The organism is Caulobacter sp. GW821-FHT10E02 (assembly GCF_059415225.1).
In genome coordinates this window covers 1,799,634-1,821,076 of record NZ_JBWKMV010000001.1, presented here as the reverse complement: position 1 = coordinate 1,821,076, position 21,443 = coordinate 1,799,634, and the positions used below count along the sequence as shown (strand labels likewise).

At 67.7% G+C, this 21,443-nt stretch carries 23 protein-coding genes and 1 tRNA gene; 19 read left to right on the top strand and 5 right to left on the bottom strand.

The window, feature by feature from the left end:
• Positions 1-11 precede the first annotated feature (11 nt).
• From AC07NI_RS08040 to AC07NI_RS08010, 7 genes are all read left to right on the top strand, one after another.
• Positions 12-542 (top strand): ubiquinol-cytochrome C chaperone family protein, encoded by a 531-nt coding sequence (locus tag AC07NI_RS08040; protein ID WP_494617682.1) that lies wholly within the window; start codon positions 12-14, stop codon positions 540-542.
• Complete coding sequence (locus AC07NI_RS08035) at positions 527-1,069, top strand: YceD family protein (protein WP_494617681.1); 543 nt, start codon at positions 527-529, stop codon at positions 1,067-1,069. Before AC07NI_RS08040 ends, AC07NI_RS08035 begins: the two co-directional genes overlap by 16 nt.
• Before the next feature lie 95 nt (positions 1,070-1,164).
• The gene (gene plsX, locus AC07NI_RS08030) at positions 1,165-2,229 is read left to right on the top strand and encodes a phosphate acyltransferase PlsX (protein WP_494617680.1); all 1,065 of its coding nucleotides are present in this window, start codon (positions 1,165-1,167) and stop codon (positions 2,227-2,229) included.
• The gene (locus AC07NI_RS08025; RefSeq protein ID WP_494617679.1) at positions 2,226-3,203 is read left to right on the top strand and encodes a beta-ketoacyl-ACP synthase III; all 978 of its coding nucleotides are present in this window, start codon (positions 2,226-2,228) and stop codon (positions 3,201-3,203) included. Before plsX ends, AC07NI_RS08025 begins: the two co-directional genes overlap by 4 nt.
• 200 nt (positions 3,204-3,403) lie before the next feature.
• Positions 3,404-3,706 (top strand): integration host factor subunit alpha, encoded by a 303-nt coding sequence (locus tag AC07NI_RS08020; protein WP_099578878.1) that lies wholly within the window; start codon positions 3,404-3,406, stop codon positions 3,704-3,706.
• Between the two features lie 11 nt (positions 3,707-3,717).
• A complete protein-coding gene (locus AC07NI_RS08015; RefSeq protein ID WP_494617678.1) occupies positions 3,718-4,146 on the top strand; it encodes a MerR family transcriptional regulator in 429 nt (142 codons plus the stop codon).
• Between the two features lie 62 nt (positions 4,147-4,208).
• A tRNA-Pro gene (locus tag AC07NI_RS08010) sits at positions 4,209-4,285 on the top strand.
• A 69-nt stretch (positions 4,286-4,354) separates the two neighbouring features.
• Here AC07NI_RS08010 and AC07NI_RS08005 read toward each other — a convergent pair.
• Positions 4,355-4,579, bottom strand: coding sequence for a DUF2842 domain-containing protein (locus AC07NI_RS08005; RefSeq protein ID WP_494618313.1), 225 nt, complete (start codon positions 4,577-4,579; stop codon positions 4,355-4,357).
• A 23-nt stretch (positions 4,580-4,602) separates the two neighbouring features.
• Positions 4,603-4,854 carry a GlsB/YeaQ/YmgE family stress response membrane protein gene (locus tag AC07NI_RS08000; protein ID WP_494617677.1) on the bottom strand — a complete coding sequence of 84 codons (252 nt, stop codon included), beginning with the start codon at positions 4,852-4,854 and terminating at the stop codon, positions 4,603-4,605.
• Positions 4,855-5,097: 243 nt separating this feature from the next.
• Here AC07NI_RS08000 and AC07NI_RS07995 point away from each other — a divergent pair, with 243 nt between their 5' ends.
• From AC07NI_RS07995 to argC, 5 genes are all read left to right on the top strand, one after another.
• Positions 5,098-6,129 carry a COX15/CtaA family protein gene (locus AC07NI_RS07995; protein WP_494617676.1) on the top strand — a complete coding sequence of 344 codons (1,032 nt, stop codon included), beginning with the start codon at positions 5,098-5,100 and terminating at the stop codon, positions 6,127-6,129.
• Positions 6,130-6,210: 81 nt separating this feature from the next.
• A complete protein-coding gene (locus AC07NI_RS07990) occupies positions 6,211-7,692 on the top strand; it encodes an alkaline phosphatase (protein ID WP_494617675.1) in 1,482 nt (493 codons plus the stop codon).
• A gap of 954 nt (positions 7,693-8,646) precedes the next feature.
• Positions 8,647-9,120: a 50S ribosomal protein L13 gene (rplM, locus tag AC07NI_RS07985; protein ID WP_494617674.1), complete on the top strand. Its 474-nt coding sequence runs from the start codon at positions 8,647-8,649 to the stop codon at positions 9,118-9,120.
• Positions 9,121-9,123: 3 nt separating this feature from the next.
• Complete coding sequence (gene rpsI / locus AC07NI_RS07980; RefSeq protein ID WP_494617673.1) at positions 9,124-9,597, top strand: 30S ribosomal protein S9; 474 nt, start codon at positions 9,124-9,126, stop codon at positions 9,595-9,597.
• A gap of 118 nt (positions 9,598-9,715) precedes the next feature.
• Positions 9,716-10,669 carry an N-acetyl-gamma-glutamyl-phosphate reductase gene (argC, locus tag AC07NI_RS07975; protein WP_494617672.1) on the top strand — a complete coding sequence of 318 codons (954 nt, stop codon included), beginning with the start codon at positions 9,716-9,718 and terminating at the stop codon, positions 10,667-10,669.
• 7 nt (positions 10,670-10,676) lie between these two features.
• Here the strand turns inward: argC and AC07NI_RS07970 are convergent, their stop codons facing one another.
• Together AC07NI_RS07970 and soxR are read right to left on the bottom strand one after the other, a co-directional pair.
• Positions 10,677-11,309, bottom strand: a complete 633-nt coding sequence (locus tag AC07NI_RS07970) for a DUF1287 domain-containing protein (protein ID WP_494617671.1) — start codon at positions 11,307-11,309, stop codon at positions 10,677-10,679.
• 58 nt (positions 11,310-11,367) lie between these two features.
• Positions 11,368-11,838, bottom strand: a complete 471-nt coding sequence (soxR, locus tag AC07NI_RS07965; protein WP_494617670.1) for a redox-sensitive transcriptional activator SoxR — start codon at positions 11,836-11,838, stop codon at positions 11,368-11,370.
• A 47-nt stretch (positions 11,839-11,885) separates the two neighbouring features.
• On the opposite strand from soxR, the gene AC07NI_RS07960 reads away from it, so the two are divergent.
• The gene (locus tag AC07NI_RS07960; RefSeq protein ID WP_494617669.1) at positions 11,886-12,236 is read left to right on the top strand and encodes a hypothetical protein; all 351 of its coding nucleotides are present in this window, start codon (positions 11,886-11,888) and stop codon (positions 12,234-12,236) included.
• Here AC07NI_RS07960 and AC07NI_RS07955 read toward each other — a convergent pair.
• Positions 12,233-14,212, bottom strand: coding sequence for a class I poly(R)-hydroxyalkanoic acid synthase (locus AC07NI_RS07955; RefSeq protein WP_494617668.1), 1,980 nt, complete (start codon positions 14,210-14,212; stop codon positions 12,233-12,235). The two genes, AC07NI_RS07960 and AC07NI_RS07955, sit on opposite strands and share 4 nt — an antisense overlap.
• 82 nt (positions 14,213-14,294) lie before the next feature.
• On the opposite strand from AC07NI_RS07955, the gene AC07NI_RS07950 reads away from it, so the two are divergent.
• The 6 genes from AC07NI_RS07950 to recJ all read left to right on the top strand — a co-directional run bounded on the left by AC07NI_RS07950 (position 14,295) and on the right by recJ (position 21,341).
• Positions 14,295-14,735, top strand: a complete 441-nt coding sequence (locus tag AC07NI_RS07950; protein WP_494617667.1) for a hypothetical protein — start codon at positions 14,295-14,297, stop codon at positions 14,733-14,735.
• 109 nt (positions 14,736-14,844) lie between these two features.
• Positions 14,845-16,068 carry an LL-diaminopimelate aminotransferase gene (locus AC07NI_RS07945; RefSeq protein ID WP_494617666.1) on the top strand — a complete coding sequence of 408 codons (1,224 nt, stop codon included), beginning with the start codon at positions 14,845-14,847 and terminating at the stop codon, positions 16,066-16,068.
• A 27-nt stretch (positions 16,069-16,095) separates the two neighbouring features.
• Complete coding sequence (locus AC07NI_RS07940; RefSeq protein WP_494617665.1) at positions 16,096-17,385, top strand: homoserine dehydrogenase; 1,290 nt, start codon at positions 16,096-16,098, stop codon at positions 17,383-17,385.
• A gap of 76 nt (positions 17,386-17,461) precedes the next feature.
• On the top strand, positions 17,462-18,415 hold the full coding sequence (gene glpX / locus AC07NI_RS07935) for a class II fructose-bisphosphatase (protein ID WP_494617664.1): 954 nt from the start codon (positions 17,462-17,464) through the stop codon (positions 18,413-18,415).
• 63 nt (positions 18,416-18,478) lie between these two features.
• On the top strand, positions 18,479-19,456 hold the full coding sequence (locus tag AC07NI_RS07930) for a class 1 fructose-bisphosphatase (protein ID WP_494617663.1): 978 nt from the start codon (positions 18,479-18,481) through the stop codon (positions 19,454-19,456).
• A 67-nt stretch (positions 19,457-19,523) separates the two neighbouring features.
• Positions 19,524-21,341: a single-stranded-DNA-specific exonuclease RecJ gene (gene recJ / locus AC07NI_RS07925; protein WP_494618312.1), complete on the top strand. Its 1,818-nt coding sequence runs from the start codon at positions 19,524-19,526 to the stop codon at positions 21,339-21,341.
• Positions 21,342-21,443: the final 102 nt, after the last annotated feature.

Below are 21,443 nucleotides of genomic sequence, written 5' to 3'. Positions count from 1 at the left end.
CGAGGCGTTTCATGTTTCTGGACAGGTGGCTCAAGCCCAGGCCCGCCAAGGCGGCGGGGGCCAAGCTGTATGCTGGCGCGGTGGCCCAGGCCCGTTCCGCGGCCTTTTATCGCGACTTCGGCGTCCGCGACTCGCTGGAAGGTCGCTTCGAGCTGTTCAGCCTGCACGTGATCCTCCTGATCGAGCGACTGAAGGGGCAGGGCGATGCGGCGGCCGAGACCTCGCAGGCCGTTTTCGACTCGTATGTGAAGGGCCTGGACGACGCTTTCCGCGAGATCGGCGTGTCCGACACCGCGGTCGGCAAGAAGATGAAGAAGCTGGCGGGCGCCTTCTACGGCCGCCTGAAGGCCTATGACGAAGCCGTCGCGACCCTGCCGGAAACGGCCGGCGTGACCGAGTTCCTGGCCCGCACCGCGTTCGAGGAGCGCGGCGAGGGTGATGTGGCCGCTCTGGCCGCCTATGTGATCAAGACGCGCGAGGCCCTGGCGGAACAGTCGCTGGAGGCCCTGCTGCAAGGAGACGTGACGTGGCCGAACCCGTGACCGCCCCCTGGCCGTGTGAAATCCCGCTGGCCCAGGTCGACCGTGGCGCCGTCAAGCTGCGCCTGGAGCCGACCGCCGAGCAGCGCAAGGCCATCGCCAAGCAGTTGGACCTGGTCAGCCTGGAAGAACTCAGCGCCGAGGTGTTCCTGACCTCGTGGCTGGACGGCGCCGAGGTCTCCGGCGTGCTGCGCGCCCGCGTGGTCCAGACCTGCAGCGCCACCGCCGACGATTTCGAGACGCCGATCGACGCGCGCTTCGACCTGCGGGTGCTGCCGGCCGACAGCAAGAACGCGCCGCAGGGCGAGGAGAGCGGCGACCTAGGCGTCGATCCGGACGCCGACGATCCGCCGGATGTGCTGGAAGGCGAGAAGATCGACGTCTCGGGCTATGTGATCGAGCATCTGGCCCTGGAGCTGGACCCGTTCCCCCGCAAGCCGGGCGCGGTGTTCGTGCAGCCGCCCGAGCCGGTCGAACTTTCCCCGTTCGCGGCGCTGAAGGGCCTGAAAACGAAGGACGACGAGGGCTAAACCGCCCGACTCGACCGCTTGCGTGATATTCACGCGGATGTATCGTCCGCCGCCTTGAGGGCGGTCGGGCCGCCTGCCGGAGCTCTCAGCGCCAAGTGTCCCAATCCGTAGTCATCTCCGTCGACGCCATGGGCGGCGACCACGGCCCCTCCATCGTCGTGCCCGGCGTCGCTCAGGCGGCCAAGAGCCTTCCTGGAGTGCGGTTCCTGCTGCATGGCGACGGCGCGAAGATCGAGGCCGAGCTGGCCAAGCACCCGGCGGCCAAGGCTGTCAGCGAGGTCCGCCACACCGACAAGGCCATCGGCATGGACGAAAAGCCCGCCCAGGCCATGCGCCGGGGCAAGGGCTCGTCGATGTGGAACGCCATCGAGGCCCTGCGCGAGAACGAGGCCCAGGCCTGCGTCTCGGCCGGCAACACCGGCGCCCTGATGGCCATCTCCAAGCTGATCCTGCGCATGGGCGCGGACCTGGAGCGTCCGGCCATTGTCGCCAACTGGCCCAACATGAAGGGCGTGACCACGGTCCTGGACGTCGGTGCCAATGTCGAGAGCGACGCGGCCCAGTTGGTCGAGTTCGCCATCATGGGCGCGGCCTACCACCACGCCGTGCACGGGGCCAAGCGTCCGACGGTGGGCCTGCTGAACGTCGGCTCCGAGGACCAGAAGGGCCACGAGGAGGTGCGTGAAGCCCACGCCATCCTGCGCGAGACCACGCTGGACTTCGACTATCACGGCTTCGTCGAGGGCAACGACATCGCCTACGGCACCGTGGACGTGGTCGTCACCGACGGCTTCACCGGCAATGTCGCCCTGAAGACGGCCGAGGGCCTGGCGCGGTTCTTCACCAACGAGATCAAGTCGACCCTGACCTCGGGTCCGCTGGCCATGCTGGGCGCGGTGATCGCCTCGGGCGCGCTCTCCAAGATGCGCAAGCGGCTGGACCCGAGCCGGGTGAACGGCGCGCCGCTGCTGGGCCTGAACGGCATCGTGGTGAAAAGCCACGGCGGCGCCGACGCCAACGGCTTCGACTCGGCCATCCGGGTCGCCACCAACCTCGCGCGCAGCGACTTCCGCGCCGAGATCGACAGAAATCTGAAGCGTCTGACCGCTGTGGCGGCCAAGAGCGAAGTCCCGGATCAGGGGCAGGGAGCGGCCGAGTGAGCGTAGTTCGCAGTGCAGTGACCGGCGTCGGCGCGTACCTGCCGCCGAAGGTCGTGACCAATGACGACCTGGCCAAGTTCGTCGACACCAGCGACGCATGGATCGTCGAGCGCACGGGCATCCGCCAGCGCCACCAGGCCGCCGACGACCAGCCGGTCTCGGACCTGGCCGTCGAGGCCGCCAAGGAGGCGCTTGAGGCCGCCGGCAAGACCGCCGCCGATGTCGACCTGATCATCGTGGCCACCACCACGGCCGACCTGACCTTCCCGGCCGTGGCCACCATCGTCCAGCGCAAGCTGGGCGCGCCGATCGGCATCGCCTTCGACGTCCAGGCCGTCTGCTCGGGCTTCGTCTACGCCCTTTCGGTCGCCGACGGCTTCGTCGCGCGCGGCCACGCCAAGTGCGCGCTGGTGATCGGCGCCGAGACCATGACCCGCCTGATGGACTGGAGCGACCGCGGCACCTGCGTGCTGTTCGGCGACGGCGCCGGCGCGGTCGTGCTGGAGCCGAAGGAAGGCGAGGGGACCACGGCCGATCAGGGCATGCTGAGCTTCGCCCTGCGCGCTGACGGCACCAAGCAGGACCTGCTGTTCGTCGACGGCGGCCCGTCCACCACCGGCACGGTCGGCAAGCTGCGGATGCTGGGCAACCAGGTCTTCAAGCACGCCGTGGTCAACATCTCCGAGGCGATCCACGCCGCCGCCGCCAAGGCCGGCGTCACCGTGCCCGATGTCGACTGGTTCATCCCGCACCAGGCCAACCAGCGCATCCTGGCCGGCGTGGCCCACCGTTGCGGCATCGACGAGGAGAAGGTGATCTCCACGGTCGCCATCCACGCCAACACCTCGGCCGCCTCGATCCCGCTGGCCTTCGCGCACGGCGTGAAGGACGGTCGAATCAAGAAGGGCGACCTGCTGCTGCTGGAAGCCATGGGCGGCGGCCTGACCTGGGGCGCCTGCCTGCTGCGCCTGTAAAGGCAGAGCTGCGCAATCCCTGCGTCAGGGCTTGAACTCCTGACGTTGAGCCTTTGACTTCATGCGGTAATCACGGCATGAGGTCGTCGGTGAATTTGGGCGCGGTCCGTTGAGGGCGGTCGCGGCAGACCCAGGTTCGCCGCGAGTGCTCCATCGGAGGTGGTCTGTTCGACCGCCAAGATACGCGTGAAGGGGGTTGCATGAAGGGCGCTACTTTGACCCGGGCCGACCTGTGCGAGGCGGTCCACGAAGAGGTCGGACTGACCCGTCAGGACTGCGCCGGCCTGGTCGAGCGCACTCTGGATCTCGTGGCCGAGGCGCTCGAAGAGGGCGAGACGGTCAAGCTTTCCGGATTCGGCGTCTTCCAGGTTCGCGCCAAGCGCGCCCGCATGGGGCGTAACCCCAAGACCGGCGAGCCGGCGGAGATCGAGCCCCGTCGGGTGATCGGCTTCCGCGCCTCTCAAGTCATGAAGGCGCGAATCGATCGCGCCCTCGGCGACTAGGAGTCGATGCGGTGGCGAAGGGGCCCAACGCCTTCCGCACGATTTCCGAAGCCGCCGACGAGCTGGGCGTGCCGCAGCACGTCCTGCGTTTCTGGGAAACCAAGTTCTCCTTCATCCGCCCGATGAAACGGGCCGGCGGCCGGCGCTTCTATCGCCCGCAGGACGTGGCGGTGCTGAACGGCGTCCGCACCCTGCTGCATAGCGAAGGCCTGACCATCAAGGGCGTGCAGAAGCTGCACCGCGACCATGGCCTGGCCCAGGTGGTCGCCGCGGGCATTGGCTCGAATGGTTCGGCCAGCCTGGATCCCAATTTCGACTACGACGTCCCCGAGGTCCCGGCCAAGCGCCTGGACACCGGCGCGCGCGATCGGCTGGCCTTTGCGCTGGACGACCTGACGGCCATCAAATCGCGTCTCGACGGTCTGTTGGTGAGAGGCTGAATTTCGTCCGAAATCGCTGTTGCCCAACGGGGGAGCGGCGCCTATAAGAGCGCCTCTTCCGTCGGAGCGTGGCGCAGCCTGGTAGCGCACTTGACTGGGGGTCAAGGGGTCGCAGGTTCGAATCCTGTCGCTCCGACCATTTCCTTCGGGGAATAAACGGAAGACGAAAGGCCGCCCTTCGGGGCGGCCTTTTTCATTTCCGAACTGGTTAGCGCTGGCCGACGTCCAGCGGCTTGTCCGCCTTGCCCATCCAGCTGATCAGCGGAATCACCGGCAGCACCCAGCCCATGCCCAGGGCCACGAAGTAGATCAGGTGGATGAACCGGTTCTGCGGCAGGTGGTCGTAGAGGCTGGTGAAGGCCCAGATCCAGGCGATGAGGACCGCCATCACGGCGAACGAGCCGATCAGCTTGCGCAGGCGGGCCGGGATCATGCGGGCAGGAATCTGGGGAGCGCTCACGCGGTTCTCCGGAAAAGGCCGAGCACGGCCAGGAACAGGATCGCGCCGACGCTGGAGACGACCAGCTCGCCGACGAAGCCGGCCAGGTGCAGGTCGATGCGCGAGGCGATGAACGCTCCGATGAACGAGCCGATCACGCCGATCAAGAGCTTGATGAATAGCGAGTGGCGGCGGGCCAGCACGATGTCGGCGATCCAGCCGGCCAGGATGCCGATCACCGCCGCCGCGAATACGCCCATGCCGCTCATCGTCTTCTCCGCCCCAAAGCGCGTTCCGCCGAAGTGTATGCGGTTCGGCGGTCGGAACGCGCTTCAAAAAAGACGGAGCCTGTTTGTCCGGTTCGAACGAACCGGACAGGCTCCGCGAGCCTTGTTTCTCGCACGAAGTCGCGGCGGCGTCATGCTGAGCCACAGAACCGTTGCTGCGCGCAAGCGTCGGGCGTAGGGAAGTCTCGCCGCATTTCGGCCCAGTAGTGACGCTTTTCAGGTCCTATGACGTCTTTCCTGCGTTCCGACCGTTCGCGCCCTGTCGCGATCTGGCTTTTCATCGTCGCCGCCATGGTGTTCGGCATGGTCGTCGTCGGCGGCGCGACCCGCCTGACCGACTCGGGCCTCTCGATCACCCAGTGGAAGCCGATCATGGGCGCGCTGCCGCCGATGTCCGAGCAGGCCTGGCGCGAGAGCTTCGAGCTCTACAAGAAGATCCCCCAGTTCCAGCTGGTGAACCCCGACATGACCGTCGAGGGATACAAGGGCATCTTCTGGTGGGAGTGGGCGCACCGCCTGCTGGGCCGCACCGTCGGCGTGGCGTTCGCCATCCCGTTCGCCGTCTTCCTGATCCGCCGCGACATCCCGCGCCGCCTGATCGCCCGCTGCGCCATCATGCTGGGCCTGGGCGGCCTGCAGGGCCTGGTCGGCTGGTGGATGGTGTCGAGCGGTCTCTCGGAACGCGTCTCGGTCGCCCCTGAGCGCCTGATGATCCACCTGGGCCTGGCGCTGGCGCTGTTCGTCGTCCTGATCTGGACGGCGCTGGACGCCTGGAGCGGCTCGCCGCGAGTCGAGGAACGCTCGGCCTGGCGTGGCTGGGCCCTGGCCTTCCTGGGCGCGGTGTTCTTCCAGAGCCTGCTGGGCGCGCTGGTCGCCGGCAACGACGCGGGTCTGGTCTATAACGACTGGCCGCTGATGAACGGCGGCTTCTTCCCGGCCGAGTACGCCGGCAAGACCCTCTGGGGCACGTTGGCCCACAGCCAGGGCGCGGTGCAGCTGCACCACCGGCTGACGGCCTACGCCCTGTTCGCGGCGGGCCTGGCGATCGCTTTCCTGGCGCAGCGCGATCGTCCGTTGTCGGCGGGGAGCAAGGCCATGGCCCTGGCGGTGGCCGGCGTCGTGACGCTGCAGGCGGGCCTGGGCATCTGGACGCTGATGGCCAGCGTGCCGATCGCACTGGGCGTGCTGCACCAGGCCGGAGCGGCTTTGCTGCTGGCGACGGCGACGGTCTTCGCCTGGCGCGTTCGCCGGCCCTGAATTTCCGGGGCTGCAACAAAGCCCCGGAACTACTGTCACACGCCGAGCGCAAATCGGGCCGATTCCTCATGGAGCTTGGCCTTGATCCGCTCGTTTGTTCTCGCCCTCGTGGCGTCTGCCGCCGTCCCGGCTATCGCCTTCGCCCAGACGCCCAACGCCGCCGTGAGCGCCGCCGACGCCTACTACAAGGCCGGCCAGGCCGCCCTGGCCAGGCAGATGGCCGTGGTCCCGAACACCGGCAAGGCCAAGAACGTCATCCTGTTCCTGGGCGACGGCATGGGCATCTCGACGGTCACGGCCGGCCGTATCTATGACGGCCAGCAGAAGGGCGTCGACGGCGAGTCGAACTCGCTGTCGTTCGAGAAGCTGTCCTATTCGGCGCTCTCCAAGACCTACAGCCACGACACCCAGGTCACCGACAGCGCCGCCGGCATCACGGCGATCATGACCGGCGTCAAAACCCGCAACAAGATCATCGGCCTGACCGGGGCTGCGCTGGGCGAGAAGTGCGAGACCGAGAAGGGCAACGCCGTCGACACCCTGGCCGAACTGGCCAAGGCCAACGGTCGCGCCGCCGGCGTCGTCACCACCACCCGCGTCACCCACGCCACCCCGGCCGGCGCCTACGCCCACACCGCCTATCGCGACTGGGAAGGCGACGCCGACATGCCGGCCGAGGCCCTGGCCGCCGGCTGCAAGGACATCGCCCGCCAGCTGATCGAAGCCCCCGACAAGCTGCGTCTGGACGTGGTCATGGGCGGCGGCCGCTCGCGCTTCCTTCCCGACGGCAAGGACGTGGGCAAGCGCGCCGACGGCCGCGACCTGACCGCCGAGTGGGTGAAGGCCGAAGGGCAGGGGGCGACCTACGTCACCACCGTCGATCAGCTGAAGGCCATTCCGGCCGACACCAAGCACGTGCTGGGCCTGTTCGCCGCCGAGCACCTGCCGTACGAGGTCGAGCGTCCGGTGCTGGGGCAGGGCGTCCCGACCCTGGCCGAGATGGCCACCTCGGCCGTCGACGTGCTGTCCAAGAACCCGAACGGCTACTTCCTGCTGGTCGAGGGCGGCAAGATCGACATGGGCAGCCACCTGGGCAACGCCAAGCGCACGCTCAGCGAGACGGTCGAGTTCTCCAAGGCCATCGCCGCCGTGCTGGCCAAGGTCGACCTGAAGGACACCCTGGTCGTCGTCACCGCCGACCACAGCCACGGTCTGGTGATCTCGGGCTACGCCGCCCGCAATTCGCCGATCCTGGGCCTGGCCGGCAACGAGGGCGAGCCGATCCTGGCCGGCGACGGCAAGGCCTATACGACCCTGATGTTCGCCACGGGGCCGGGCGGTCCGGAAGGCAACGACCTGCGCAAGGACCCGGCCAAGGAAGACACCGACGACGTCGACTACCACCAGGAAGCCACGGTGAACCTAGCCAGCGCCGCCCACGCTGGCGAGGACGTGGGCGTGTTCGCCGACGGCCCGCAAGCCTTCCTGCTGCGCGGCGTGGTGGAAGAGAGCTACATCTTCCAGGTCATGCGGCATGCGTTTGGGTTTGACGCGAAGAAGTAGCGCTGACCGTTCTAAGGCGCGCTGCGCCGAGCGAAGTCGCCCACAAGAACCCCTCTCTCTTTGAGAGAGGGAGGGGCCCGCGCCGCAGGCGTGGGAGGGTGAGAGGTTAGGCGAAGCCCGTGGACGATCTTGGCGCCGTTGCGGAGTCAGTGCCGGCACGCCGTCGAACCTCGTAACCCCTCACCCCAACCCTCTCCCTATGGGAGAGGGAGCTTCTATGGGGATTAGACGGCTTCTATCCTCGGCGTTGGCGAGATCGAACGCAGCGAAATCAACCGCTTGTCGATTTTACGCCTTGCCGAATGATCCGCGTTGAATCCCACTGCACAATCATAGCCATCCCCGTCGCGGGGGAGGGCGTTTGGATCCGGCCCAAAACGGCGGCGGGGGTAGGTTGAGCGGGGCCGCTGGCGGTTCCCGGCGGTTCTGGCAGGTCGCGTCGCTTACTCTTTAGGAGCGCACGCGAATGACGGGTCGTCCGGGACCAAAGCCTTCAGCGGAGCGACAGGGCGGTGATCGTATAAGCCGCCTATCGTGGATCGTCGGGGTCGAGACGGATGTAGCCGATCGACTTGGTCCGCGCCCGTCCGGGGGCTAGTGGGGACCCGAGCTGAAATACGCTCACGCCTCCCATCCTCACGGGCAAGAACAGCCTGGCGGAGCGGTAAAGCGAGCCGAAACACAACAAACCCTCACGGTCTCCGGGTTCGCCCGGCCGCTCCGTCGCCTCCCCAACATCTTCAGCGGCTGGCCGCGTGAAGGCGACGGCGCACGATCCCGATAGGATGCGGTATTATGGTACCGTAATATCTATCCCATTGTATTGTATGGATTTTGTAAGTTTCTACGCTCACTGTTGTTGACAGCCCCCGAACCCTCCCGTACATGCCGCGCCTCATACGGACGAAACCGGGTTTCTCGGGTTCGAACGCCCAGAAATTACGGATCAATCCCATGCAGAAGATCACGGCTTCCTTGAAGCCAGCCGAGGTCGAGAAGAAGTGGATCGTGGTCGACGCCGAGAACGCCGTTGTCGGTCGTCTGGCGACGTTCATCGCCATGCGTCTTCGCGGCAAGCATCGTCCTGACTACACCCCGCACGTCGATTGCGGCGACTTCGTCGTCGTCATCAACGCCGACAAGGTGAAGTTCACCGGCAAGAAGCTCGACGACAAGGTCTACTACCGTCACACCGGTCACCCGGGCGGCGTCAAGGAAACCACCCCGCGCAAGGTGCTGGGCGGCAAGTTCCCGGAACGCGTCCTGGAGAAGGCCGTCGAGCGCATGCTGCCCAAGGAGAGCCCGCTGGCTCGCAAGCAGCTGACCCACCTGCTCATCTACAACAACGGTGAGCATCCGCACCAAGCGCAAAGCCCGGAAGTCATCGACTTCGCTTCGCGCAACACCAAGAACACCCGGAGCCTCTAAGTCATGACCGACGCACAAGGCTTTGAAGCGCTGGCCTCGCTGTCCAGCAACCCGGAAACGGCCGCTCCGGCCGAGCCCAAGATCGACGCCCAAGGCCGCTCGTACGCGACCGGCAAGCGCAAGAACGCGATCGCTCGCGTCTGGATCAAGCCGGGCAAGGGCTCCATCACCATCAACGGCCGCGACCAGGAAGTTTACTTCGCGCGTCCGGTGCTGCGCATGATGATCGCTCAGCCGCTGGAAGTGACCGACCGTCTGGGCCAATTCGACGTCATCGTGACCGTCGAAGGTTCGGGTCTGTCGGGTCAAGCCGGCGCCATCCGTCACGGCCTGTCCAAGGCCCTGACCTATTACGAACCCCGCCTGCGCCCGGTCCTGAAGCCGCACGGCTTCCTGACCCGCGACAGCCGCGTCGTCGAGCGTAAGAAGTACGGCAAGGCCAAGGCCCGCCGCAGCTTCCAGTTCTCGAAGCGCTAATCGCGACGATTACGTTTTACGGGAAGGGGCGCTTCGGTCAGGCCGAAGCGCCCCTTTTCATTTCTGTCTCTGTTTTCTGCTTCTTCTGGATCTGGCTCGAGCCAGGATCGGAGTCCTCATGACCAGCGCCCCCAAGGTCTTCATCGACGGCGAAGCCGGCACCACCGGCCTGCAGATCCGCGAGCGCCTGGTCGGCCGCACCGACCTGCAGCTGGTCTCGATCGATCCCGACAAGCGCAAGGACGCCGACGCCCGCGCCGAGATGCTGAACGGCGCCGACGCCGTGATCCTGTGCCTGCCCGACGACGCGGCCAAGGAAGCGGTAGCGTTGGTGAGCAATCCGAACACGGTGATCATCGACGCCTCGACCGCCTATCGCACCGCCGAGGGCTGGGCCTATGGCTTCGCCGAGCTGGACAAGGAACAGCGCGGCAAGATCGCCAAGTCCAAGCGCATCTCCAATCCGGGCTGCTATCCGACCGGCGCCATCGCCCTGACCCGGCCGTTGGTCAGCGCCGGCATCCTGCCACCGGAACTGCCGGTCTCGTACAACGCCGTCTCGGGCTACAGCGGCGGCGGCAAGGCGATGATCGCCGAGTTCGAGGACGAGAGCGCCGCCAACTTCACCAAGGTCCCGTACCGGATCTACGGCCTGTCGATGGGCCACAAGCACGTGCCGGAAATGCAGATGCACGGCGGCCTGCTGAGCCGTCCGATCTTCATGCCGGCCGTGGGCCGCTACCTGCAGGGCATGATCGTCGAGATGCCGCTGCACTTCTCGACCCTGAACGGCGCGCCGTCGCTGGGCGATATCCACGCCGCGCTGTGCAAGCACTACAAGGGCGAGAAATTCATCGAGGTCGCCTCGCTGGACGAAGCCAAGGGCCTGACGACCCTGGACCCGGAAGGCCTGAACGGCACCAATCGCCTGAAGCTCTACGTGTTCGGCTCGGACACCAGCGGCCAGGCGCGTCTGGTGGCGCTGCTCGACAACCTGGGCAAGGGCGCCTCGGGCGCGGCCGTCCAGAACATGAATATCGCCCTGGGCCTCAAGGAAGACGCGGGCCTCTAAGCTCGCGTCACACCCGCCAGCGGTAGTGGCCGGCGGGCTTGTGCAGCTTGAACATCCACAAGGGCTCCTCGCGGACACCCTCGCCGATGTTGTGCGCCACCCGCACGTGCTGCGGGCCATCGACCACCACGCCCAGGTGCGGCCGGCCGCCGGTCAGTCGCCAGGTCAGCACGTCGCCGGGCTGCGGAGCCTCGAACCCGTCGCCGCCGAACGGCCGGTGGGCGGGCAGGGGGAGACTGGCGCGTTGCCGCGCCAGGAAGGTCTCCAGGTTCAGCACCCGCCGGTGGTCGATATTGGCGTCCGGCTTGGTCAGCCCCCACTCGCGGCGTGACGGATAGGCCGCGAACGCCTTGAGCATGTCCTCGTGCACCTGCTTCTGCAGGTCGATGTCCCAGGCGTCGCGGGCGGCGCGGATCAGGACGTCGGAGCAGACGCCGCTGGTGCGCAGCACGTCGCCGTTCGGATAGCCGATGTTGCGGTAGCTGGGATCGTAATCGACCGTGACCCCGACCTGCTGTCGGGCGGCGACGGCCAGCTTGCGTCCGGCGTCGGGGATCAGCGCATGACTGGCCTCGCCGGCCGCCGCGAAAGGCGCGGCGACGGCCATTCCCAGAACGGTGCGGCGGTCCAACGTGAGCATGGCGCGGAAGCTCTGCCACGATCACGGCGGCATTTGGGCGAACGTGGGTCTTGTAATCTTAGTCGTCGATCAAGACGCGAGGACCCGCGCCGCGCTCGCCCATGACGTCACCGGGATTGCGCAAGGGGCACGCCTGCAAGGACAGGCAACCACAGCCGATGCAGCTGTCGATCTGGTCGCGCAGGCCCGTCAGGTGGCGGATTCGCGAATCAAGCTCGGCGCGCCAGGCCGCCGACAGGGCGGCCCAGTCCTCGGCGCTGGGGGCGCGATCCTGGGGCAGGTGGTCCAGGGCGTGGCGGATTTCGGTGAGGCCGATGCCGGTGCGCTGGGCGATCTTGATCAGCGCCACCCGCCGCAGCACCGCCCGCGGATAGCGTCGCTGGTTGCCCTCGGTCCGCAGGCTGCGGATCAGGCCTTTGGTCTCGTAGAAATGCAGGGTCGAGATCGCCACGCCGCTGCGTTGGGCGACCTCGCCGACGCTGAGCGTCGGGGGCAGGGGCTTTGCCTTGGGGGTCTTGACCTCAACCATGCTTGAGGTTTTACGAGATGAGCTCCCGAACGCCAAGGAGCCCCCGCATGACCGCAGCCGCCGCCATCCGCCTGCAAGACCTCGAAGTGCTGGGACCGGCCGCGCCGGCCGTCTCGATCAGCGTGATCCATCCCCGGCCCGGCAAGCTCCAGGCGCTGCTGACGGCGCAGGAGGTCCAGCACCGTCGTCTGGAAGGCCGCGTAGCCGGTCTGCGCGGCGTCCGCTGCCTGCGGGCCGGCGAAGTGGTCGTGGTGATCGCCACCTTCGACGATCCGCTGGACGTGCTGGAGTTCGCCCGCGACCCGCGCCGGCTGGCCCACCTGGAGCGCATCCGGCCGCTGGTCGAGCGGGTCGAGACCGATGTCTTCGAGGAGGTCTACGCCAGCGGCGTGCTCTAGTCGTCCGACCGGACCAGCACGAACGAGCCCGGCGCGTTCTCCAGCGGCTTCAGCGGGCCCTTGATCGGGTCGCGGGCCGGGACCTGGTCGCCCGAGCGGGACTTCAGCCAGGCGGCCCAGTGCGGCCACCACGAGCCCGGATGCTCCTGCGCCCCGGCGATCCATTCGCCGACGTCGCCGGGCAGGCTGTCATTGGTCCAGTGCTGGTACTTCTTGGCGTCCGGGTGATTGATCACCCCGGCGATGTGGCCCGAGCCGGCCATGGTGAAGGTCACCGGTCCGCCGAACGCCTTGGCCCCGCGATAGACGCTGCGGAACGGCGCGATGTGATCGTCCTTGGACGACTGGACATAAATCGGCGTCTTGACCTTGGAGAGGTCCAGGTGCTCGCCGCCCAGGGTCAGTTGGCCCGTGGTCAGGGCGTTATCCTTGTAGAAGTTGCGCAGATAGAACAGGTGCAGGGACTTGGGCATCCGCGTCTGGTCGGCGTTCCAGAACAGCAGGTCGAACGGCCGCGGCTCCTTGCCCATCAGGTAGTTGCTGACGAAGAACGACCAGATCAGGTCGTTGCCGCGCAGGGCGTTGAAGGTGTCGGCCATCGACTGGCTGGGCAGGAAGCCGCCAGCCTGGTCCATCTGCTGCTCGATCGACTGCAGCCATTCCTCGTTGGTGAACAGGAGGAGGTCGCCGGCCTCGGCGAAGTCCTGCTGGGCCGCGAAGAAGGTCGTGGAATTGATCCGCTTGTCGCCGCGCGCGGCCATGTGGGCCAGGGCGACCGACAGCAAGGTGCCGCCGATGCAGTAGCCGACGGTGTTGACCCGATCGACGCCGCACTGGGTCATGACCTGCTGGGTGGCGTCGTAGATGCCTTCGAACATGTAGTCTTCGAAGGTCTTGGCCGCGAGCGTCTGGTCCGGATTGACCCACGAGGCGACGAACACCGTGAAGCCCTGGCCCGTCAGCCAGCGGATCATCGAGTTCTCGGCCCGCAGGTCCATGATGTAGAACTTGTTGATCCACGGCGGGAAGATCAGCAGCGGGATCTCGCAGACCGTTTCCGTGGACGGATCGAACTGCAGCAGCTGCAGGATATCGTTCTGGTAGACGACCTTGCCCGGCGCCGTGGCGACGTTCTCGCCGACCTTGAACTTGGCCAGGTCCGTCTGGCTGATCGCCAGCTGGCCGCCGCCGCGCTCCAGGTCGGCGGCGAAGTTCTCCATGCCGCGCACCAGGCTCTGGCCTTGGGTCTGCACCACCTCGCGCAGCGCGGCGGGGTTGGAGATCAGGAAGTTCGACGGCGAGAAGGCGTCGGTCAGCATCTTGGTGAAGAACTCGACCCGGCGCTTGGCGCCCGGATCGACGCCCTCGACCTCGGCGATCAGGCCGTTCAGCCAGTTCGACGACAGCAGGTAGGACTGCTTCATCAGGTCGAACATCGGGTTCGACGCCCAGTCCGGGTCGTTGAAGCGCTTGTCGCCGGCGGCCGGGGCGACCACGGGCGCGACCTCCTCGCCGGCGGCGCGGCGGGCGGTCGACTGCCACAGGTCCATATATTGGCTGAAGAGATCGGCCTGGGCCCGCATCAGCCGATCCGGCTGGGCGGCGAGACGCGTCATCACCTCGTTCAGGGCCGGGGCGACGTGGAACGGGTCCGGGGTGAGGGCGGCCGGGCGGTCGGCCTGGCGCAGGGCGGCCTCGGCGATGGCGCCCTGGGCGGTGACGGCGGCGCGGGCGAGATTGGCCGACAGGGTTTCGACCATCTTCAGCTGGTCGGCCGACAGCACGCTCTCGAATGGCGGGAAGGGCGGAGGCTTCGGACCACCTTGCGGACCGCCAGCCGATTCGGTCTTCGGCGGCGGCTCGGGATCGGCTTTCGGTTTGGTGGTCTTCGGCGCGGCCTTGGCCTTGGGTTCGGCGGTCTCGTCCTTGGGGGAAGCTTTCTTCCGGGCCTTGGGAGCCGCCTTTGCCGTGGCCATGAGTTCCTCCGCCTATTGTGTTCGCGAAAAGCGGCGTCGAACGCCTTTCGCTCGCCGCGATCATCGCATAAGACCAGAACCAATGAACGGCGAAACCCGCAAAATCGTACGCGTTGCTCTGATCGTCGGCCTGACGGCTGGCGTGGCTGCGTGCACGACGCCGTTCTCGACCACCAAGGTCGATCCCAGCTCGCCGATCGCCGCCCGCGTCGACGCGGCGGCCAAGGCCAAGGGCGTGCGCCGCAAGTTCTCGGACATCCCGGCGATGCCGACGGACGTACCGACCGCCGACCAGGTCCGCGCCGCCGTCGTCCAGCAGCAGCGCGCCGGCGACGCCCTGACCGCAGCCACCGCGCCCGCCACCTGGGAACTGAAGGACAGCGAAAGCTACGCCGCCAAGGCCCGCAAGGACGTCAAGCCGCCGGCCTTCGAAGCGCCGACCGACGCCGATCGCGCTAACACCGAAGCCTTCGCCCGCGCAGCACGCGGCCGAGCTAGCGCGCCTCCGTCCCAGCCCCAATAGGGCGACGGAGGCATAATCTTCCTTGAACTGGCTTGGCTTGGCCCCGCGCGGGGTCTATCCATGCCCGACTTTCCGCTCCCAGAGCGCCGAAGCGGCGCACAGAGCCCTCATGAGCACCGATTTCCACCGTATCCGCCGCCTGCCGCCGTACGTCTTCGAAGAGGTCAACAAGATCAAGGCGCGCCTCCGCGCCGAGGGGACCGACATCATCGACTTCGGCATGGGCAATCCGGACATGCCCACGCCCCAGCACATCGTCGACAAGCTGATCGAGACGGCGCGCGACCCCAAGGCGGGCCGCTATTCCGCCTCCAAGGGCGTGCCCGGCCTGCGCAAGGCCATGGCCAACTATTACGGCCGCCGCTTCGGCGTGAAGCTGAACCCCGACACCGAGGTGATCGCCACGCTCGGGTCCAAGGAAGGCTTCGCCAACCTGGCCCAGGCCCTGACCGGCCCCGGCGACGTCATCATCTGCCCGAACCCGGCCTATCCGATCCACGCCTTCGGCTTCATCATGGCCGGCGGCATCATCCGCCACGTGCCGGCCCTGTCGCCGGAGGAATACCTGTCCAACATCAGCCGCGCGGTGAAGCACTCGGTGCCGCCGCCCAGCGTGCTGATCCTGTCCTATCCGTCGAACCCGACCGCCCAGTGGGTGGACCTGGACTTCTACAAGGACGCGGTTGCCCTCGCGAAGAAGCACGACCTGCTGGTGATCAGCGACGTGGCCTATGGCGAGATCTATTTCGACAACAACCCGCCGCCGTCGATCCTGCAGGTGGACGGCGCCAAGGACATCGCCGTCGAGGTCAACTCGCTGTCGAAGACCTACGCCATGGCCGGCTGGCGCGTGGGCATGGTGGTCGGCAACGCCCGCATCTGCGCGGCCCTGGCCCGCGTGAAGTCCTATCTGGACTACGGCGCCTACACCCCGGTGCAGGTGGCCGCGGCCACGGCGCTGAACGGCCCGCAGGACTGCGTCGATGAGATCCGCGGCATCTACAAGAGCCGTCGCGACACCCTGATCAAGTCGATGAAGGGCGCGGGCTGGGACATCCCCAACCCGCCGGCCTCGATGTTCGCCTGGGCCAAGATCCCCGAGGCCTATCGCGAAGCCGGCTCGATGCTGTTCTCGCGCCTGCTGATCGAGGAGGCCGGCGTCGCCGTCGCCCCCGGCATCGGCTTTGGCGAGTACGGCGAGGGCTATGTCCGCATCGGTCTCGTCGAGAACGAGCACCGCATCCGCCAGGCCGCGCGCAACGTGAAGAAATTCATCGCCAACGCCGACTCCATCCTGGCCAAGGCCCACAACAAGATGGAACAGGCCTCGTAAGGCTCCGTTCTTTCCAAGGATTCGAAGATGACGAAGAAGACCTGGCGCATCGGCGTCGCGGGCCTGGGCACCGTCGGCGGCGGTCTGTTGCAGTTCCTGGCCGAGCGCCCGGATTTCGCGCCGGCTGGCGATCGCGCCGTGATCACCGCTGTCTCGGCCCGCAACAAGACGCGCGCGCGTCCGGTCGACATCTCCAGCCTTGCCTGGTTCGACGATCCGGTGGCTCTGGCCGCCTCGCCGGACATCGACCTGTTCGTCGAGCTGATCGGCGGCAGCGACGGCCCGGCCAAGGCCGCCGTCGAGACCGCGCTGAAGGCCGGCAAGCCGGTGGTCACGGCCAACAAGGCCCTGATCGCCGTGCATGGCGCCGAGCTGGCCGCTCTGGCCGAAGCCCAAGGCGCGCCGCTGCTGTTCGAAGCCGCCGTCATGGGCGGCACCCCGGCGGTGAAGATGCTGCGCGAAGCCATGGTCGGCGACGACGTGGTCTCGGTGGCCGGCATCCTCAACGGCACCTGCAACTTCATCCTCACCGAGATGGAGAAGACCGGCCGCTCGTTCGCCGACGTGCTGCGTGAGGCCCAGGGCCTGGGCTATGCCGAGGCCGATCCGACCACCGACGTCGGCGGCTTCGACGCCGGCCACAAGATCAGCATCCTGGCCGCCCTGGCCTTCGGTTGCGCCCCGAACTTCGAGGCCGCCGAGATCGAGGGCATCAGCGATGTCGAGCTGCTCGACATCAAGCTGGCCAAGGACCTGGGCTATCGCATCAAGCTGGTCGCCAGCGCGGCCAAGACCGACGACGGCGTCGCCGTGAAGGTGCATCCGTCGCTGGCTCCGCTGGACCATCCGCTGGCCCAGGCGGGCGGCGCGCTGAACGCGCTCTTCATCGAGGGCAAGCGCATCGGCCGGATCTTCATCCAGGGGCCGGGCGCGGGCGCGGGTCCGACCGCCGCCGCCGTGGCCGCCGACATCGCCGACGTCATGACCAAGGCCGTGCGTCCGGTGTTCCAGGCTCCGGCCGGCGATCTGGCCCAGTTCATCGCCATCGATCCGGCCCGCGCGGTGGGCAAGGCCTATCTGCGGGTGATGGTCCAGGACCAGCCGGGCGTCATCGCCGCCATCTCCGAAACGCTGGCCGAATGTGGCGTCTCGATCGACAGTTTCCTGCAAAAGCCTGTCGAAGGCGCAGGTGGCGTGCCCATCGTGCTCGTTACCCATGCGACGCCGGAATCGAATCTGCTGGACGCGATTAGCCGCATCGAAAAATTGCAGACCGTGCTAGAGCGTCCCCGCCTTCTGCGCGTCGCGCGTATCTAAACGACCGAGAAAACTCGGCGTCGAAGGCGACATTGGGAACTAGGCCGCCTGGCTCAAGGGCGGTCGGGAGAGACGGATGAGTTCGAACACCCTGGACCGCTCGCTGGTCCTGGACGCCGTTCGCGTAACCGAAGCCGCCGCCATCGCGTCGTGGACGATGCTGGGGCGGGGCGACGAGATGGCCGCCGACCAGGCCGCCGTCGACGCGATGCGCAATGCCCTGAACGAGCTGGATATCGAGGGCGAGATCGTCATCGGCGAAGGCGAGCGCGACGAAGCGCCGATGCTCTACATCGGCGAGAAGGTCGGCACGGGGAAGGGCCCCAAGATCGACATCGCCCTGGATCCGCTGGAGGGCACGACCCTGGCGGCCAAGTCCCAGCCCAACGCCCTGACGGTGATGGCCTGGGCTCCCAAGGGCACGCTGCTGAACGCGCCCGACACCTACATGGACAAGATCGCCTGCGGTCCGGGCCTGCCCGCCGGGGTGATCGACCTGGACAAGTCGCCGGCCGAGAACATCCAGGCCATCGCCGACGCCAAGGGCGTGGCGGCCACCGAAATCACGGTCTGCGTGCTGGATCGTCCGCGTCACGCCGACATCATCGCCAAGGTCCGCGCCGCCGGCGCCCGCATCCATCTGATCACGGATGGCGATGTGGCCGGGGTGATCAACACCACCGATCCTTCGACCGGCATCGACCTGTATCTCGGCTCGGGCGGCGCGCCGGAAGGCGTCCTGGCCTGCGCGGCGCTGAAGTGCGTCGGCGGCCAGTTCCAGGGCCGCCTCTTATTCCGCAACAACGACGAGCGGGCGCGCGCCTCCAAGTGGGGCATCACCGAGCTCGACAAGAAGTACGACCTGCACGAGATCGTCCGGGACGAGGCGATCTTCGCCGCCACCGGCGTGACGCGCGGCGGGCTGCTGGACGGCGTCATCTTCCGCGATGGCTGCGTGCACACCCACACCCTGGTGATGAACTCCTCGACGGGCACGGTCCGCGAGGTCCGCATGAAGCGGAAGGTCTGAGACCTTCCTGTCACGGCCGCCCTGTAAAGGCGGCCGTTCTGCTTTCGGTTTCGAGGATTCTAGATGACTGCCTTTGTCGACCTGGCCGCCCGGCTCGCGGCCGAGCCGGCTGACGCCGCCCTCAAGGACGTCGTCCAGACGATCGCCGCCACGTGCGCGCGGATCAGTCGCGTCGTCGCCAGCGGCGCCCTGTCGGGCAGCCTGGGCGCGGCCGGCAGTACGAATGTGCAAGACGAGGAGCAGAAGAAGCTCGACGTCATCACCAACGACATGCTGAGCGACGCCCTGAAGGGCTGCGCCGCCGTCGCCGGCCTGGCCTCTGAAGAGCTGGAAGAGGTCGAGCCCACCGGCCGCGTCGGCGGTTACCTGGTGACCTTCGATCCGCTGGACGGCTCCAGCAACATCGACGTCAACGTCTCGGTCGGGACGATCTTCTCGGTGCTGCCCGCGCCGGCCGACCATGCGCCGAGCGAAGCCGACTTCATGCAGTCGGGCCGCAGCCAAGTCGCCGCTGGCTATGCGGTCTACGGCCCGCAGACCATGCTGGTCCTGACCCTGTCGGGCGGCGTCGACGGCTTTACCTTGAGCGCCGACGGCCAGTGGCTGCTGACCCACCCGAACCTCTCGATCAAGGCCGACACGGCCGAGTTCGCGATCAACATGTCCAACCAGCGCCATTGGGCGCCGCCCGTGCGCCGCTATATCGACGGCTGCTTGGCCGGCAAGGACGGCCCTCGGGGCAAGAACTTCAACATGCGCTGGGTGGCCTCGATGGTCGCCGACGTCCACCGCATCCTGATGCGTGGCGGCGTCTTCATGTACCCGTGGGACGCCCGCGAGCCGACCAAGCCGGGCAAGCTGCGCCTGATGTACGAAGCCAACCCGATGAGCCTGCTGGTCGAGCGGGCCGGGGGCAAGTCGACCGAGGGGCTGGCCGACATCCTCGACATCCAGCCGACCAAGCTGCACCAGCGTGTGCCGGTGGTGCTGGGCTCGGCCAACGAGGTCGAAGCCGTTCGGGCCGAGATGCAGGCCGGCTAACCCACGTCCGGGACTGTCGTTTCGGCGCCGCATGGTCCGAATCCACGTGACCAGCTACTCTCCAGCGATGCCTGCCGATGGTGTCACCGAAATTCCCGCCAGCGCCTTTCTCGGCGTCGAACGCTCGCTGAGCGGCCGCGCCTGGCGCGAGCGTCCGGCCGACATGGCCGTGGTGCGCGACATTCAGCAGCGCCACGGCCTGACGGAGCCCTTGGCCCGGGCTCTGGCCTCGCGCGGCGTCTCGCTGGAACAGGCCGAGCACTATCTGCGCCCGACCCTGAAGGCGCTGTTCCCCGATCCGTCCAGCTTCACCGACATGGACCGGGCCGCCGAGATCCTGATCGACGCCCTGGTCAGCGGCCGGCCGACCATGGTTTTCGCCGACTACGACGTCGACGGGGCCACCAGCGCCGCCCAGTTGGTCCGCTGGTTCCGCTATATGGGCGTCGAGTTGCCCATCTACATTCCCGACCGTCTGACCGAGGGCTATGGCCCCAGTCCCGCGGCCTTCAAGACCATCCGCGACGGCGGGGCCGAGCTGGTCGTGACCCTCGACTGCGGGGCGGCCGCCTACGACGCCATCGCCAGCGCCGGCGAGATCGGCCTCGAAGTCGTGGTCATCGACCACCACCTGATGCGCGAGGACCCGCCGGCCGCCGCCGCCGTGGTCAATCCCAACCGTCCGGGTTGCCAGAGCGGGCAGGGGGTCCTGGCCGCCGCCGGCGTCACCTTCGTGCTGCTGGCCGCCCTGAACCGCGAGGCCCGCCAGCGCGGCCTGTTCACCGAGGAACGCCCGCAGCCGGACCTGCGCCAGTGGCTGGACCTGGTGGCCCTGGGCGAGGTCTGCGACGTCACCCAGCTGGTCGGCTTCAACCGCGCCCTGACGGCGCTGGGCCTCAAGACCATGGGCGCCTGGGCCAATCCGGGGCTGAAGGCCCTGTTCGAAGTCGGCAAGGGCTCGGGCGAGCCGTCCGTCTTCCACGCCGGCTTTATTCTCGGCCCACGCATCAACGCCGGCGGCCGCATCGGCCGCTCCGACCTCGGCGCCATGTTGCTGTCGACCGACGATCCGCTGGAGGCCGCCGCCCTGGCCGAGGAGCTGGACGGCCTCAACACCGAGCGCAAGGCCGTCGAGGCCGCCGTGGTCGAAGAAGCCGCCGCCGTGCTGGAGCGCGGCAACTTCAACACCGACGCCCCGGTCATCGTGGTCTCCGGCGAGGACTGGCACCCCGGCGTGATCGGCATCGTCGCGGGCCGCCTGCGCGAGCGCTATCGCAAGCCGGTGGTGGTGATCGGCGTCGACCGCGCGGCCAATGTCGGCAAGGGCTCGGGCCGCTCGCAGCCCGGCGTCAACCTGGGCCGGGCCATCCAGGCCGCCTTCGAGGCGGGCCTGCTGATGGCCGGCGGCGGTCACGCCATGGCGGCGGGCCTCTCCATCCGCCCCGAGATGATTCCCGAGTTTCGCGCCTTCCTGGAAGACCAGTTGGCCGGGGAGATGGAGGCGGTGGGAATCGAGTCGGTCGAGATCGATGCCCTGGTGCAGCCGCGCGCGGCGAATCGGGCGTTGCTCGACGACTTCCAGCGGCTGGCTCCTTTCGGTCCGGGCAATCCCGAGCCGATGTTCGCCCTGGCCGGCGTGCGGCCCGACCGTGTCTCGGCCCTGAAGGGCGGCCACGTGCGCATGGACCTGGTCGGCCCCACGGGCGACCGTATCAAGGCCATCAGCTGGCGCAGCGCCGAAACGCCGCTGGGCCAGCGCCTGCTGGCCGGCGGCGGCGCGCTGGACGTCGTGGGCAAGCTGAAGCCGGACGATTACATGGGCCGCAACGGCGTCCAGCTGGAGATCGAGGACGCTCACGATCCCCGGGCCCGCTACGCCGACTAAGCCCTTTGTCGCAGGGGATGTGGGCGGACTGAAAAAATGACTTTCGCCCGCTTGCGCACCCCAAAGGTCGCGGCTATACACCCGCTTCCTCGCGGGGCCGTG

Coding starts and splice junctions, on each gene's coding strand:
- soxR (WP_494617670.1), bottom strand. CDS start 11,838: ATGGTTGAGGTCAAGACCCCCAAGGCAAAGCCCCTGCCCCCGACGCTC.
- AC07NI_RS07950 (WP_494617667.1), top strand. CDS start 14,295: ATGAACGGCGAAACCCGCAAAATCGTACGCGTTGCTCTGATCGTCGGC.
- glpX (WP_494617664.1), top strand. CDS start 17,462: ATGAGTTCGAACACCCTGGACCGCTCGCTGGTCCTGGACGCCGTTCGC.
- AC07NI_RS08000 (WP_494617677.1), bottom strand. CDS start 4,854: ATGAGCGGCATGGGCGTATTCGCGGCGGCGGTGATCGGCATCCTGGCC.
- AC07NI_RS07945 (WP_494617666.1), top strand. CDS start 14,845: ATGAGCACCGATTTCCACCGTATCCGCCGCCTGCCGCCGTACGTCTTC.
- AC07NI_RS08040 (WP_494617682.1), top strand. CDS start 12: ATGTTTCTGGACAGGTGGCTCAAGCCCAGGCCCGCCAAGGCGGCGGGG.
- AC07NI_RS08005 (WP_494618313.1), bottom strand. CDS start 4,579: ATGATCCCGGCCCGCCTGCGCAAGCTGATCGGCTCGTTCGCCGTGATG.
- AC07NI_RS07960 (WP_494617669.1), top strand. CDS start 11,886: ATGACCGCAGCCGCCGCCATCCGCCTGCAAGACCTCGAAGTGCTGGGA.
- AC07NI_RS07995 (WP_494617676.1), top strand. CDS start 5,098: ATGACGTCTTTCCTGCGTTCCGACCGTTCGCGCCCTGTCGCGATCTGG.
- AC07NI_RS07940 (WP_494617665.1), top strand. CDS start 16,096: ATGACGAAGAAGACCTGGCGCATCGGCGTCGCGGGCCTGGGCACCGTC.
- rpsI (WP_494617673.1), top strand. CDS start 9,124: ATGACCGACGCACAAGGCTTTGAAGCGCTGGCCTCGCTGTCCAGCAAC.
- rplM (WP_494617674.1), top strand. CDS start 8,647: ATGCAGAAGATCACGGCTTCCTTGAAGCCAGCCGAGGTCGAGAAGAAG.
- recJ (WP_494618312.1), top strand. CDS start 19,524: ATGCCTGCCGATGGTGTCACCGAAATTCCCGCCAGCGCCTTTCTCGGC.
- argC (WP_494617672.1), top strand. CDS start 9,716: ATGACCAGCGCCCCCAAGGTCTTCATCGACGGCGAAGCCGGCACCACC.
- AC07NI_RS08020 (WP_099578878.1), top strand. CDS start 3,404: ATGAAGGGCGCTACTTTGACCCGGGCCGACCTGTGCGAGGCGGTCCAC.
- AC07NI_RS07955 (WP_494617668.1), bottom strand. CDS start 14,212: ATGGCCACGGCAAAGGCGGCTCCCAAGGCCCGGAAGAAAGCTTCCCCC.
- AC07NI_RS07930 (WP_494617663.1), top strand. CDS start 18,479: ATGACTGCCTTTGTCGACCTGGCCGCCCGGCTCGCGGCCGAGCCGGCT.
- AC07NI_RS07970 (WP_494617671.1), bottom strand. CDS start 11,309: ATGCTCACGTTGGACCGCCGCACCGTTCTGGGAATGGCCGTCGCCGCG.